Genomic DNA, 14,403 nt, shown 5'->3' on the forward strand with positions numbered 1-14,403 from the left:
ACACTTACACATTGCTACAAAAGGCTGAGCGGACCCAACTATAATCGTCCGCGTGAAGATCCCATACCGCTCCCCGCTGGCCATCCTGGCAATTGCTGCAACCCTAGCCGCATGCGGTGGTGGCGGCGGTTCTTCAGCGACCGCCACCGCGCCCACGTCACCCACGCCGACCACCAACCCGCCGGTTGCCCTGCTGCCGTCGGCAAGCTACGCCAACATGTGCGCGGCGCCGCGCACCGGCGTGGACAGCAAGGGTCAGGCCTTCCCCGACCGCCAGGGTTCGATCGCGAACGAGAAGAGCTTCCTGCGCTCTTGGATCGACGAGGAATACCTGTGGTACCGCGAGGTGCCCACCAACCTCAATCCGGCCGCGTACCCCACTGCGATCGACTACTTCAATGTGCTCAAGACGCCGCTGATGACCGCGAGCGGCAAGCCGAAGGACGATTTCCACTTTACCTATTCGACCGCGGAGTGGGAAAGCCTGCAGTCGGCCGGCGTCTCGCTCGGCTACGGCATCACGTGGTCGCGGCTGGCGAATTCGGCGCCGCGCACCTGGTACGCCAGCATGGTCGAGCCGGGCTCGCCCGCGGCGGCGGCCGGCGTGCAGCGTGGCGACCGCCTCGTCATGGTGGACAACGTCGACTTCACCAACGCCACCGGCGCGGACAACGTCAATCGCATCAACGCCGGCCTGTTCCCGATGAACCAGGGCGAACGGCATGGCTTCACGCTGGCGCGCAGGGACGGTACGCAGTACACCATCAGCGTGACCGCCTCGAACGTCGCCGCGACCCCGGTGCAAAACACTTCGGTGATCGACACGCCGACCGGCAAGGTGGGCTACATGACCTTCAACAGCCACAACGCCGTGGCGGAGCGCCAGCTGGTCGATGCCTTCAACTACCTGAAGCAGCAGAACGTCAGCGACCTGGTGCTGGACATGCGCTACAACGGCGGCGGCCTGCTGTACCTGGCCGGCCAGCTGGGCTACATGATCGCCGGGCCGGCGCAGAGCAGCGGCAAGGTCTTCGAACGCATGATCCGCAACGACAAGCGCCAGGTGCTCGACCCGGTGCCGTTCGTGTCCAACACGCTGGGCTTCCCGAGCCCGAACCCGATGCCGGCCGGCCAGCCGCTGCCATGGCTTGGCCTCAAGCGCATCACGATCCTGTCCACCAGCGGCACCTGCTCGGCCAGCGAGGCTGTGATCAACGGCTTGCGCGGCATCGACGTGGAAGTGAACATCGTGGGCGCGCGCACCTGCGGCAAGCCGTATGGATTCGTCCCGAAGGACAACTGCGGAACGACCTACTTCGCGATCGAGCTGCAAGGCGCGAACCACAAGGGCTTCGGCGATTACGCCGACGGCTTTGCCGCCACCTGCACGGTGCCGGACGACCTGTCGCGCCCGCTGGGCGACCGCTCGGAGGGCATGCTGGCCGCAGCGCTGCGCCTGCGCGAGACCGGCCAGTGCGACACCACCTTCTCGAGCGCGCGCGTGGCGCCGCTGGAGCTGGTGCGCCATCCAGTCCACGAGGTCGGCATCCTCGACCGCTAGGTGAGGGAAGGCGGGGCGCATATATAATCTGCCTCGCCTTTACTTAACCTGGAGAAGCCCTGATGTTCCGTACCGCGTTCGCGCTGGCGCTGCTTGCCGCCTTCCCGATGGCGCAAGCCGCCGCAGACCTGACCACCATTTCCGAACGCTCGGGCTTCACGCGTACCGGCCGCTACGACGAAGTGCTGCGCCTGTGCCAGTCCTTCCAGGCTTCCTATCCAAAGCAGGTCAAGTGCTTCGAATTCGGGCGCTCGCCGGAAGGCCGTCCGATGATGGCGCTGGCCGTCAACAACACGGGCGCGCTGACCCCGGAGGCTGCCGCAAAACAGGGCCTGCCGGTCGTGTTCATGCAGGGCGGGATCCACGCGGGCGAGATCGATGGCAAGGACGCCGGCTTCCTGGCGCTGCGCGAAATCCTCGAAGGCCGCCTGGCCAAGGGAGCGCTGGACAAGCAGGTGCTGGTGTTCGTCCCCGTGTTCAACGTGGACGGCCACGAGATGTTCAGCGCCTGGAACCGTCCGAACCAGCGCGGCCCTGTCGAAATGGGCTGGCGCACCACCGGCCAGAATTTCAACCTGAATCGCGACTACGTCAAGGCCGACTCCCCGGAGATGGCGGCCATGCTCAACATGGTCAATGCATGGGACCCGCTGGCCTATGTGGACCTGCACGTGACCGACGGCGCCAAGTTCCAGCACGACGTCTCGGTGCAGGTCGAGCCGGTGTTCGCCGGCGACGACCAGCTGCGCGCGGCCGGCCTGGCGCTGCGCGACGGCGTGCTCGCCGACATCGCGAAAAAAGGCGCGATGCCGCAGCCGTTCTACATGTCCTTCGCCGTCACCGACGACCCGATGTCGGGCTTTGTCGACAGCGTGTCCGACCCGCGCTTCTCCACCGGCTACTTCCAGCTGCGTAACCGCATGGCGATGCTGGTGGAAACCCATTCGTGGAAGGATTACCCGACCCGCGTGCGCGTCACGCACGACACCATCGTCTCGACGCTGGAGCATGTGGCGCGCCACGGCAAGGAGTGGCAGAAGATCGCCCGCGATGCCGACCTGCGCGCGCAGAAGCTCGCCACCGTGCCGCTGACCTACCGTACCACCGACAAGGCACGCATGGTCGACTTCCAGGGCTATGAGTACACCCGCACGCCGTCCGAGGTATCGGGCGCACTGATGACCCGCTACGACGAAACCAAACCGCAGGTATGGCGGGTGCCGGTGCGCGACGAGATCGTGCCTGACCTGCAGGTGAGCGTGCCGGCAGCCGGCTACATCGTCCCGACAGCGCACGCCGATGCGGTGGCGGCCAAGCTCAGGCTGCACGGGATCGCCTTCCGCAAGCTGTCCGCCGACATCGCGGCGGCCGACGTGGAGACCTTCCGCGCCACCAAAGCCAAATTCGGCGCCGGTTCGTTTGAAGGGCACCAGCGGCTGACGCTGGAAGGCGCATGGCGCAAGGAAGCGCAGCCGGTGGCGAAGGGCGCGCTGTTCGTGCCGGTCGCGCAGCCGAAATCGCGCCTGGTCATGGCGATCATGGAACCGCAGGCGCCGGATTCGCTTGCGGCGTGGGGCATGTTCAACAATGCCTTCGAGCGCAAGGAGTACATGGAAGACTACGTGGCGGAAGATGTTGCGCGCCAGATGATGGCGGCCGATCCGAAGCTGGCGGAAGAATTCCGCAAGCGCGTGGAAACGGATCCGGAATTTGCCAAGAGCGCGTTTGCGCGGCTGGATTTCTTTGCGCGCCGCCACCCGGCCTGGGACAAGCGCTTCAACCTGTATCCGGTCCTGCGCGCCAACGCCGCCCCGCAGTAAATAGCCGGCCGTCCCCGCGAACGCGGGGACAGCCGCATCCCTTACTCGTAGCGCAGGGCGTCGATCGGATTCAGGTTCGCCGCCTTTGCCGCCGGCATGATCCCGAACAGCATCCCGATCCCGCTCGAGAAACCGAACGCCATCAGGATCGCCCACCACGGCACCACCGCATCCGGGAAGTTCGGAATCAGCTTGGCCGCGCCGAACCCCAGCAGGTAGCCCAGTCCCAGGCCGATCAGGCCGCCCAGCAGCGACAGCGTGGTCGCCTCGATCAGGAACTGCATCAGGATGTGATGCCGCTGCGCACCCAGCGCCTTGCAGATGCCGATTTCGCGCGTACGCTCGGTCACCGACACCAGCATGATGTTCATGATGCCGATGCCGCCGACCAGCAGCGAGATCCCGACAATCCCGCCCAGCACCAGCGTAATCGTGGTGATAATGCTGTCGAAGCTGTCCGTCAGCTGCTGCGCGGACTGCACCTCGAAGTCGTTGCGCTCGCCCGGCTTGAGCTTGTGCGACTGGCGCAGCATCGAGGTGAGGCGGCCCTGCACGGCTTCGAGCTGTTCGATGTCGTTGACATTGAAGGTGATGGCGATATCGAGCTTGACGTCGTTGCCCGCCACCGCCTGGCCTGTCGTGAACGGGATCAGGGCGTAGTCGTCCTGGCTGAAGCCGAAGGACTCGCCCTTCGATTCGGTCACGCCGATGATCTTGAACCACTCGCCGCCGATCTCGAGGAACTGCCCGACCGGGTTTTCCGGGAGCTTGAGGTTTTCGATCACCTTGGAGCCGATCACGACCACGCGGCGCCGTGACTGGTTGTCGCCCGCCGTGATGAAGCGGCCCATTGCAGGGAACACCTGGTTGGCGTCGCGGTAGGCGGGCGTCACCGCGCTGACCCGGGTCGAGGCGGACTGGCTGCCATTACGGACAGTCGACGCGAAACCGAACGGCGAGAACGTCGGCGACACGTTGCTGATGCCGTCGATATGCTCGACGATGTTGTTGTAGTCCCGCAGGCTCAACACGTTGCGCTTGCCCTGCATCGCTTCTTCGAAGCTGGTGTCGGAGCGCACCGTCAGGCTGTTCGAGCCCAGTCCCTTGAATTCCTCGCTGATCGAGGTCGACAGGCCGTGCACGATCGACACCACCGCGATCACGGAAGCCACGCCGATGATGATGCCCAGCGAGGTCAGGAAGCTGCGGAAGCTGTGGGCGCGGATGCTCTGCAAAGCCGAGCGGAAGCTTTCGATCACGCTAAACATTGGCCAGCTCCCGCTTGTGGAAGCGCGTACGCTGGTGGTTCACGGTATCGCTCTGCACCTTGCCGTCCGCCAGCCGCACCACACGCTGGCAGTGCGCCGCAATGTCCGGCTCGTGGGTCACCACGATCACGGTCTGTCCTTCTTCATGCAGCGTGTCGAACAGGGCCATGATGTCGGCCGCGGTAGCCGAATCCAGGTTGCCGGTGGGTTCGTCGGCCAGCAGGATGGACGGCTCGCTGCACAGCGCGCGCGCGATCGCTACGCGCTGGCGCTGGCCGCCGGACAGCTGGTTCGGCAAGTGATCCATGCGCTTTTCCAGTCCCACGCGCGCCATCGCTTCGGCAGCACGCTTCGCCCGCTCCGCAGGGCGAATGCCGCGGTAGATCAGCGGCTGCATCACGTTCTGCAGCGCGGTCGCGCGGGTCAGCAGGTTGAAGCTCTGGAAGATGAAGCCGATTTCCTCGTTGCGCGTGCGCGCCAGGTCGGTCTCGCTCATCCCGGCCACATCGCGCCCGTTCAGGAAGTACTTGCCCATGGTCGGCGTATCGAGGCAGCCAAGAATGTTCATCATGGTCGACTTGCCGGAGCCCGACGACCCGATGAAGGCCACGTAATCGTTGCGCGCCACATGCAGGTCGATGCCATTGAGCGCGGCAATGGTCTCCCCGCCCATCTGGTAGTGCTTGGCAATACCTTCAAGGCGGATCAGGGATTCTGCCTGGCTCATGACGCAGGCTTTTCAGCCGCAGTCGCGGAAGTGGCCGATGCGGCAGCCGTCACCTGGTCGCCGTTCTTCAGGAAGCGCAGGACCTTGTAAGGACCGGTGATCACCGTTTCGCCGGCTTTGACGCCGCTCTTGATCTCCTGCTGGCTATCGTCCGAGATACCGATCGCGACGACCCGCTTCTCCGCCTTGCCGTCCTTGTTCACGAAAACATGGTATTCAGTCTTGATGACAGGCTTCTTCGCGCCCTTCTTGGAAGCGGACAGCTCTGCGTAGTCGTCGTTGTTCGACATGACCGCCTGCAGCGGAACCGCCAGCGACTTGCCGGTGCCGGCCGTGAAGATCTCGGCGCGGCACGTCAGGCCCGGGCGCAGTGCCAGGCCCTTGGTGTCGACCAGCTTGACCTTGATGCTGTAGGTGCGCGACAGCGCAGCGGACGAACCCGCGCCTTGCGGGGCAGCCTTCGGCGACAGCGGGATCTCGTACACCTTGCCCTTGAGCGCCACGTCCGGATAGGCCGCGGTGTGGATCGCGACTTCCTGGCCGACGGCGATCTTGGCGATGTCCGTTTCGTCGACGTTCACCTCGGTGATCATCGAATCGGTGTTCGCAATCGTCATCAGGCTGGAACCGGCGATGCTGACCTGGCTCGCCACCGCCGTCTCGCCGACCTTGATGTCCATCGACGTGATGGTGCCCGAGATCGGCGCGCGGATATTGGTCTTGGCCAGGCGCTCGTTCGACTGCTTGAGCACCGCCTCGGCCTGCTGCAGGCGCGCGCTGCTGTTACGCAGCTCCATCCTGGCGCTGTCGAGCGCAAAGCGCGCGTCGTCGATCGCCGAATCGGCCAGCATCTTCATCTTGTGCAGCTCCTGCTTGCGCTTGAACTGGTTTTCCTGGTTCTTCAGGTTCAGCTGCTGCTGTTCGATGTTGATGCGCTGCTGGTGCACGACGGCCTGCTGCTGCGCCACGTCGGCGCGGTAGGTCTGGTCGTCCAGCACCAGCAGGGGATCGCCAGCCGTGACGCGCTGGCCTTCGCGCACGTGGATGCTGCTGACCTTGCCGATCACTTCCGGCGACAGCAGCACCTGTTCTTCATACGCCAGGTGACCGGACGCGAGGATCGACGAGCGCACCTCGCGGTAGGCCACCGCTTCCGTTTCGACCGTGCGCGCAGGCTCGCCGCGGCTCATTTTTGCAATCAGGGGAATGCACAGCAGGGCCGCAACGCCGATGCCGACAATAAGCTTCTTACGTTTCATGTTATCGGCTCAGAGCAAAGGCCAGCCACGCGCCGTAGATGACAATGTAGGGAATGATCACGACCTTGATGGCTGTCGCGCGCGAGACCTTGGCCCAGACCTGGTAACCGATCACCAGCAGGACGATATTCCAGATCATCAGCAGGGAGATGCCTTCGAACAGGCCTGCCAGCGGGTGGCCCATTTCGTACTGGAAGTACAGCTGGTTGAGCGTCACCGGATTGAGCGCTTCGAACGCCATCTGGTTGTTCGACGCCAGCAGGATCTGCATTGCGCCCAGCGGCAGCATGATCAGCAGCGGCACCGACGACCACACCGCCAGCGAGAAGCCCTGGCCGAACGTGAACGGGAAGTTGCGCACCTTGCTGACGATGAGCAGGTAGACCGCCGTCAGCGTAAAGCCGACGAGGTAGGCCACCAGCATGCCGACCAGCGTCACGCCGGTGAGCGTGGTGAGTGGCATTGGCGAACCGCGCTGCTTGTCGCGCACGGCCGGGTCTTCGATCACCGACAGCATGCGCTCCTGCAGCCAGGCGTAGTCGACGAACTGGTAGTACCACGTCGCCAGCAGCATCGCGGACAGGATGACTAGCAGCAGTGGCACCCAGGTCGAGCGGCGGGTTTCCAGTTGCGCGAAGGTGCTGGTTGGTTCATACAACATGCTGACGACGGCGCCCAGCGGAGTGACGCCCTTGGCAGTCGATTTCTCGGCCAATTCCATTGATTTTTTCCCTTAAAGTTTTGGAGGTATGTCTTATTGTTATTGCCACGCAGAATAACACACGGCCGGTCGGTATCGCTATGTCACCGACACTAATTCCTCGCCAAAAAAGAGAACGGAAAAATGGGGTGCTGACGTGAAGGGGGCTGAAGTGGCGGGGTAATGGAGCGAGCGCCAGGCATGCTGGTGCGGCGCTGCAGTCGGTGCAACCGTGGCGGCGACTCGACGGGGATCGCTACGCCGCCGCCCGGTCCGGTCCCGGGTCGGGGTCGGGACCGGGACTGCCTGGACCGGCGGAGGCTGGCGGCGGGGGAGGTGCGGTCAGCCTTCCGGATAGGCCTTGTCGATCGCCTGGATGATGGCGGTACCGTTGCGCACGATGGTGTCGTAGCGCTCGTAAAGCTGGTGGTAGGTTTGCATGCGTTTCAGCAGGCGCTTGCCTTTCGTGGAGGTCAGCGCGCGCAGGCGGCCCTCGCGCGTATCGCCATCGTCGACATGATCCTCCAGGTAGGAAGTGAGCTTCCGGTGGTTGCCCGCCCAGCCGCTGAAGGACATCTCGACTTTCGGAATGTCGTACTGGTACAGCGTTACGATCTTCTGGAGCAGTTCCGGGTCCTCGATGTTGATCAGCTTTCCGCTGGACTTGAAGCCATCGTAGCGGCTCACCTGCGGCACGAGGAAGCTGTTGTAGGTGATTTTCTCGTACGCATCGTCGAAGAGCTTGCTATCGGGCGGCATGGCCGGATCGAGCGACGCCAGGTATTGGTAATTGGCGTCGAAGGCCCGGTGCGACTTGACGACGCTGTCAATCTGTTCGATGTCGCTCTGGATGTCGCGTTTCAGGCCAAGCAGGAAGCTCTTCACCTGCTGCTGCTCATGCTGGTGCTCGCCGAGGCCATGCAGCCAGAAACTGAGCGTCACCGCAAACACGATGATGAAGATTTCCAGCGCAATCTCGCGCAATTTGTGTGGCCAGCCGTGACCTTCGTTGCGCGCCAGATCAACGACATTCTTGGTGTGCTTCGCGATTTCCTGGACTGCCATTCCCACCCCTGTATTGATGTGTGTTCAAAAAAACAAGAATGGTAAACGCGTCCCCCGCTTTTGTGTACCTCAAAATGGGGACAGACCCCATTTCGTATCCCAAAATGGGGTCTGCGCAAAATGGGGTCTGTCCCCATTTCGGGTTTACTTGGCAGGGCCGGTTGCAGGGATGGAGGTCAGGAGGACAGTGGTGATAGCGCCGTTCGGACCGACGATCAGCTGGTATAAGCGGTCGTATTCGTTGTCGCTGATGTCCGCGCCAGGTGTGCCGCCGAACAGGCGCACGAGTTCCGGCAGCGTGTTCGAATGTCCCACCACCAGCACCGCGCCGTTCTGCGACTTGACCTTTTCCACCAAGGCCTTCGGTGCGGACGGGTCGTAGGTTTGCACTTCGAGGCCGCTGCGTGCCGCGAGCGGCTGGGCGGTCTGCTTCGTGCGGTTGGTCGTGCTGCTGTAGATGCTCGTGATCCCGGTCTTCTGCAGGATCGTGGCGATGTTCTGCGCGCGCGCCTTGCCTTGTTCGGTGAGGTCAGGATCCTTGCTGTCCGCTGCCTTCTCGCCATGCCGCACCAGATAGATCACGGACGGTTCGGCCAGCGCCGGGAGCGGGGCCAGCGTGGCCAGCGTGAGCGATGCGGCAAGCAGGAGACGCGCGGACAGGTGCATGGTCAGCCTTTACAGTCGTTGAAGGGAAATCGTATTCACCGGCGTCGGCGTGGAGCATGGCTCCTCGTCGAAGGCGATGTCGCCGAGCGGGTTGGCGACGCCATCGGTCTTGAGGTCGGTGAAGCCGAACAGGTCGCGGTCCATCAGGTGCGAAGGCACCACGGTCGACAGCGCGGAGAAGATGTTCTCGACGCGGCCCGGATGCTTCTTTTCCCATTCGCGCATCAGCGCCTTGATCTGCTTGCGCTGCAGGTTTTCCTGCGAGCCGCACAGGTCGCACGGGATGATCGGGAAGCCTTTGACCTCGGCGTAGCGCTCGGTGTCTTCTTCCTTCACGTAGGCCAGCGGGCGGATCACCATGTGCTTGCCGTCGTCCGACACCAGCTTGGCCGGCATGCCCTTGATCTTGGCGCCGAAGAACATGTTCAGGAAGAAGGTCTCGAGGATGTCGTCGCGGTGGTGGCCCAGCGCGATCTTGTTGCAGCCCAGTTCATCGGCCACGCGGTACAGGATGCCGCGGCGCAGGCGCGAGCACAGCGAGCAGGTGGTCTTCCCTTCGGGGATCACGCGCTTGACGATGCTGTAGGTGTCCTGGTTCTCGATGTGGAACGGCACGCCCAGCTTGGTCAGGTAGGCCGGCAGCACGTCGGCCGGGAAGTTCGGCTGCTTCTGGTCCAGGTTGACCGCGACGATGTCGAACCTGATCGGCGCGCGCTCGCGCAGCGTCATCAGGATGTCGAGCAGCGCGTAGCTGTCCTTGCCGCCGGACAGGCACACCATCACCTTGTCGCCGTCTTCGATCATGTTGAAGTCGCCGATGGCCTGGCCGACCAGGCGGCACAGGCGCTTGTGCAGCTTGTTGTTCTCCAGCGCGATCTTTTCGGCTTTCTTCGGGTCGAGGATGTCCTCGGCTACTGCGTTCATTTCTTAATCCTTGATCTGGAATACTTCGACGCCGACGCCATCGCAATCGGGATAGACGTCCGGCTTCATGGTCGAGACGCACACGGCGCGCACTTTCGGGTGCGCCAGCATGGCGCGCGCGACGTCGTCGCACAGCGTCTCCTGCAGGTGCACATGGCCTTCGGCCATGCGGCGCGCGATGGTCTCGCGCATGAAGTCATAGTCGACGACTTCTTCGAGCTGGTCGGCGGTCGGCGTCGACACGGCCAGCGGAATGTACAGGTCCACGTTGACGAACACGCGCTGTTCGCCCTTCTTTTCGAAGTCGTGCACGCCGATGTTGATCATCACCTCATAGTTACGCAGGAACAGGCGACGGCAATCGGCGAGCTTCGGGTGGTGCAGGGCGGACAGCATAAGGGCCTTTGGTTGATTACGTTATTTTGCGAGGAACATCACGTCGCGCTGGAGCGGGACCAGGTGCTGGCCGCCATCGACCAGCAGGGTGGTGCCGGTGACGGCGCGCGCGGAGGCTGCATACACCACCGCGTCCGCGATGTCGTCGGGCAGGCTGCTGCGTCCCAATGGCGTGGCCGTGTGCGCTTTCGCGAAGCCTTCGCCGGTCTGGTCGCCCGACACCATGGTCAGGCCGGGCGCAACGCCCACGACGCGCAGTTTTGGGGCCAGCGCCTGCGCCAGCATGGTGGTGGCGGTGTGCAGCGCGGCTTTCGACAGCGTGTACGACAAAAAATCCGGATTGAGATTGTACAGCTTCTGGTCCAGCAAATTAACCACGCAAGCCTGCGATCCTTCCGGCGTGGCGGCGTGCAGGGCCTGCGCCAGCAGCAGCGGCGCTGCGAGGTTGGTGCGCATGTGGGCGTCCAGCAGGGCCGGGGAGAACTCCGTTGCGCTGTCGTATTCGAACAACGATGCATTGTTGACTACACAGTGCAGCGCGCCCAGCGCGTCGACCGCGCGCGGCACCAGCGCCGACGCCTGCGCGGCGTCCGCAAGGTCTGCCTGGAGCAGGACCGCGCGCCGGCCCAGCGCCTCGATTTCGCGCGCTAGCGCTTGCGCTTCGCCTTCCGCGCTGCGGTAGTGCAGCGCCATGTCCCAGCCGGCGCGCGCCATGCCGAGCGCGATCGCGCGGCCGATCCTGCGGCCGGCGCCGGTGACGAGTGCGATGCGCGGAGTGGTGGGTGCGTTCATGCGGCCGATTTTACCGCCGGCTGCCCGCGCGAGAACCACAGCACGGCCGCCAGCAGCACCACGAGGCTCAGTACCGACGCTTCGATGCCGTAGTCGCCGCCTGTCAGCCACTGTACCTCGCTGTCGAACACCGGGTGCCAGATCGAGTCGAACGCCAGTTTGCCGCTGATCGAAAAGCCGAGCGTCTGCAGCATCCAGTTCCAGCCCAGGTGCAGGCCGATCGGCATCGCCAGCCCGCCGCTGCGCAGCATGACCTGCCCGAGCAGCACCGCTGCGAGCACCAGGTTGGCGCTGGCGATGGTGCTCAGCTCCGGCGGCATCGCTTCCTCCATCGGGTGGGCCAGCAGGAACACGACGGCGAACAGCGCGAGCGCCCAGCGGTGGCCCATGCCTTCCACCGTGCGCTGGAAGGCGTAGCCGCGGAACAGCGTCTCCTCGAACAGCACCGCGCCGGACATGAACAGCCCGGTCTTGACGATGTCGATCACGCTGACCTGAGGCGCAATCTCGAAATGCAGCCCGCCCAGCGCCACCACCAGGAGCGCGGTCGCCAGCACCAGTCCTGCGCCATATGCCATCCCCACGCCAAACTGGCATGCGGCGCGCCGCGACAGCTCGAGCCCGACGTCGGCGATGGGCCGCCGTTCCAGGCGCATGAACAGCCACGTCACGGCCAGCACGCCCAGCGCGCTCAGGTAGACCTCGGGGAGCCAGTAGGCGATATGCCCGGGCAGTTCCCGGCTTGCCGCGATCAGTACGGTTACCACGATCACGGCAAGCAGCAGGAAGGCGACTGCGCGCCATCCGTTGCGAACCGTGCCCTGCTCATTCACGAATATCGATGCCATCCGAATCCTTGTCATTTGCGCATCCCGCCTGGGAAGCACGTGCGCATTTTACCCGTGCCGGGGCAGCCGCAACCGGCGGCGCGCGGCGATTGTTTACAATGTCGGCATGTCCCTGCCCGTACCCGACCCGGACGCACAAGCCGCGTCCAACCAACTTGCCGACCTGATTGCCGCCGACATTGCCGGCGCCGGCGGCGCCATCGGCTTCGACCGGTTCATGGAACTGGTGCTGTACGCGCCACGCCTGGGTTACTACAGCGGAGGTTCCGCCAAGCTCGGTAGCAGCGGCGACTTCACCACCGCACCCGAGATCTCGCCGCTGTTCGGCGCCACGCTGGCGCACGTCGCCGGCCACGTCATGGCGCAGAGCGCGCCCCATGTGCTGGAGTTCGGCGCGGGCACCGGCCGCCTCGCCTTCGACATCCTGACCGAGGCGCAGGCCGCCGGCATCGCCATCGAGAGCTACTCGATCATCGACCTGTCCGGAGAGCTGCGCGCGCGCCAGCAGGAGTTGCTGCGCGGCTTCCCGCAGGTGCGCTGGCTGGAGCGGTTGCCTGAAGCGTTCCATGGCGTCGTGCTCGGCAACGAGGTGCTCGACGCCATGCCGGTGCAGCTGGTAAAGAACGTGGACGGCGCATGGAGCGAGCTAGCGGTCACCGTGCTGGACGGCCGCTTCGCGTTCATCCCGCGTGCACCCGGCGCCGCGCTGCTCGCGCAGGCCGCCCGCCAGCTGCCCGATCCGGCCACGCTGCCGGACGACTACACGACCGAGGTGCATGCGGCCGGCGCCGGCTTCATGGCGTCCATCGCCGCCATGCTCAGGGCGGGGAAGGGCGCCGCGGTGCTGTTCGATTACGGCTTCCCGGCCCACGAATACTATGTGCCCCAGCGGATCGGCGGCACGCTCATGTGCCACTACCGGCACCAGGCGCATCCGGATCCGTTCTTCCTGCCCGGCCTGCAGGACGTGACCGCGCACGTGGATTTCACCGCGATGGCGCTGGCGGCGCAGGATAACGGCCTGGAGGTGCTCGCCTATATGAACCAGGCTTCGTTCCTGCTGGCGGCCGGCATCGGCGAACTTCTGATGCGGTCCGACCCGGGCGACGCGATGACCTTCCTGCCCAAGGCGAATGCGGTGCAAAAGCTGGTCTCCCCGGCGGAGATGGGCGAACTGTTCAAGGTGCTGGTCGCCGGCCACGGCGTCGCCTTGCCGCCACAGATCGCGCGCGCCGACCGCAGCATCCGCCTCTGAGCTTGCATTTCTTGCACTGTGGATACATTCACAGCTATGCTGCGTGCGCACTGGCCGGATTTTGCCAATCGGCTATCATGAAAGAAAACCAGCAACTTCAACCATGGCCAAGATCCACACTCACTATGACAACCTGAAGGTTGCCCGCCAGGCGCCGCAGGAAGTGATTCGTGCGGCCTACAAAGCGCTGTCCCAGAAGTATCACCCCGACAAGAACCCGGGCGACGAGAAGGCCGCCCGGATCATGGCCATCGTCAACACCGCCTACGACACCTTGTCCGACCCCGTGCGCCGCAAGGAGCACGACGACTGGATCGCGTCGGAGGAATGGGAAGTCGAATGGCTGGAGAGCACCCACCAGGACGAACGCGGCGCCCGCCACGAGGTCGTGCAGCAGTGGCAGGAGCCGGTGGCGTCCGACCATGCGGGCTACCGTCCCGTGCGCGACCCGAAGTGGTGGGGGGCGCTGATGGTGGCCGCTGCAACCGGCTGCGTGGCGGGAGTGCTGATTTCGACCCAGCCGGCGATCCTGCCGGAAGCGCTGGCCGGCGCGCAGGCGCCCATGTCGAGCGCCAATGCGGCCAGTGTGCCGCGGCCCGAGCCTGCCCCGGTGGAGGAGGTGGACGACGTGGACCTGTGGGCCAAGTCGGAAGGCCGTGCCGGCGAGCCCTTGCGCACCAGCGCCGTGCGCGCGCTGGGAGTGACCCAGCTGGTGATCCCGGCCCAGACGCCGGACTGCGAGCAGGAGCTGTCTTCGCTGCAGGCGCCGAACGGCGCGCCCTGGCCGCAGCAGACCGGCTATCTCGAGGGCTACCCGCTCGCGAACGACGGCAATGAAATGCAGCTGGTGATCGACAACTCCGGGAATATGGCGCCGGTGTTCGTCAAGGTGCACGACCTGGACCGCCACGCGAACGTGCGGCACCTGTACGTGCGGGCGCGCGAATCGATGACGGTGGACCGGCTGCAGGCGGGGAAGTACGAGGTGCGCTACCAGAACGTGGAAGTCGGCGCGACCGAGGCGGAGTGTGCGGGAAGGCGGCGCCAGTTGCAGCAGGCCGACGCCAGCGCGCTGATGCCGGACCCGTTGCCGGCCAACTAAACCGGAAAAGCGACGGGCCG

The 14,403-nt window shown here is 64.7% G+C and carries 14 protein-coding genes; 4 read left to right on the forward strand and 10 right to left on the reverse strand.

Features of this window, described 5'->3' with window-relative positions:
• Positions 1-52: 52 nt before the first annotated feature.
• Positions 53-1,561 (forward strand): S41 family peptidase, encoded by a 1,509-nt coding sequence (locus ACFSQR_RS02145; RefSeq protein WP_377727592.1) that lies wholly within the window; start codon positions 53-55, stop codon positions 1,559-1,561.
• A 62-nt stretch (positions 1,562-1,623) separates the two neighbouring features.
• Positions 1,624-3,381 carry a M14 family metallopeptidase gene (locus ACFSQR_RS02150; RefSeq protein WP_377727594.1) on the forward strand — a complete coding sequence of 586 codons (1,758 nt, stop codon included), beginning with the start codon at positions 1,624-1,626 and terminating at the stop codon, positions 3,379-3,381.
• Positions 3,382-3,422: 41 nt separating this feature from the next.
• Here ACFSQR_RS02150 and ACFSQR_RS02155 read toward each other — a convergent pair whose 3' ends face one another.
• From ACFSQR_RS02155 to ACFSQR_RS02200, 10 genes are all read right to left on the reverse strand, one after another.
• Entirely contained in the window at positions 3,423-4,649 is a 1,227-nt protein-coding gene (locus ACFSQR_RS02155) for an ABC transporter permease (protein ID WP_377727596.1), read from the reverse strand.
• On the reverse strand, positions 4,642-5,376 hold the full coding sequence (locus ACFSQR_RS02160) for an ABC transporter ATP-binding protein (protein ID WP_377727597.1): 735 nt from the start codon (positions 5,374-5,376) through the stop codon (positions 4,642-4,644). The genes ACFSQR_RS02155 and ACFSQR_RS02160 overlap by 8 nt, the downstream gene beginning before the upstream one ends.
• The gene (locus ACFSQR_RS02165; RefSeq protein WP_377727600.1) at positions 5,373-6,635 is read right to left on the reverse strand and encodes an efflux RND transporter periplasmic adaptor subunit; all 1,263 of its coding nucleotides are present in this window, start codon (positions 6,633-6,635) and stop codon (positions 5,373-5,375) included. The genes ACFSQR_RS02160 and ACFSQR_RS02165 overlap by 4 nt, the downstream gene beginning before the upstream one ends.
• Before the next feature lies 1 nt (position 6,636).
• Positions 6,637-7,356, reverse strand: a complete 720-nt coding sequence (locus tag ACFSQR_RS02170) for a YIP1 family protein (protein WP_377727602.1) — start codon at positions 7,354-7,356, stop codon at positions 6,637-6,639.
• 321 nt (positions 7,357-7,677) lie between these two features.
• On the reverse strand, positions 7,678-8,400 hold the full coding sequence (locus ACFSQR_RS02175; protein ID WP_377727605.1) for a hypothetical protein: 723 nt from the start codon (positions 8,398-8,400) through the stop codon (positions 7,678-7,680).
• Positions 8,401-8,544: 144 nt separating this feature from the next.
• A complete protein-coding gene (locus tag ACFSQR_RS02180) occupies positions 8,545-9,066 on the reverse strand; it encodes a SixA phosphatase family protein (RefSeq protein WP_377727607.1) in 522 nt (173 codons plus the stop codon).
• Between the two features lie 9 nt (positions 9,067-9,075).
• On the reverse strand, positions 9,076-9,990 hold the full coding sequence (ttcA, locus tag ACFSQR_RS02185) for a tRNA 2-thiocytidine(32) synthetase TtcA (protein ID WP_377727609.1): 915 nt from the start codon (positions 9,988-9,990) through the stop codon (positions 9,076-9,078).
• Between the two features lie 3 nt (positions 9,991-9,993).
• Positions 9,994-10,386, reverse strand: a complete 393-nt coding sequence (locus ACFSQR_RS02190; protein ID WP_377727611.1) for a dihydroneopterin aldolase — start codon at positions 10,384-10,386, stop codon at positions 9,994-9,996.
• A 21-nt stretch (positions 10,387-10,407) separates the two neighbouring features.
• Positions 10,408-11,178 carry an SDR family oxidoreductase gene (locus tag ACFSQR_RS02195; RefSeq protein WP_377727614.1) on the reverse strand — a complete coding sequence of 257 codons (771 nt, stop codon included), beginning with the start codon at positions 11,176-11,178 and terminating at the stop codon, positions 10,408-10,410.
• A complete protein-coding gene (locus ACFSQR_RS02200) occupies positions 11,175-12,026 on the reverse strand; it encodes a CPBP family intramembrane glutamic endopeptidase (RefSeq protein WP_377727616.1) in 852 nt (283 codons plus the stop codon). Before ACFSQR_RS02200 ends, ACFSQR_RS02195 begins: the two co-directional genes overlap by 4 nt.
• Positions 12,027-12,132: 106 nt before the next feature.
• On the opposite strand from ACFSQR_RS02200, the gene ACFSQR_RS02205 reads away from it, so the two are divergent.
• Both ACFSQR_RS02205 and ACFSQR_RS02210 read left to right on the forward strand, forming a co-directional pair.
• On the forward strand, positions 12,133-13,281 hold the full coding sequence (locus ACFSQR_RS02205; protein WP_377727618.1) for a class I SAM-dependent methyltransferase: 1,149 nt from the start codon (positions 12,133-12,135) through the stop codon (positions 13,279-13,281).
• A gap of 103 nt (positions 13,282-13,384) precedes the next feature.
• Positions 13,385-14,383 carry a J domain-containing protein gene (locus ACFSQR_RS02210; RefSeq protein ID WP_377727621.1) on the forward strand — a complete coding sequence of 333 codons (999 nt, stop codon included), beginning with the start codon at positions 13,385-13,387 and terminating at the stop codon, positions 14,381-14,383.
• Positions 14,384-14,403 lie beyond the last annotated feature (20 nt).

The sequence above is a fragment of the Pseudoduganella sp. GCM10020061 genome (assembly GCF_042683405.1).
Taxonomy (GTDB): Bacteria; Pseudomonadota; Gammaproteobacteria; order Burkholderiales; family Burkholderiaceae_D; genus Telluria.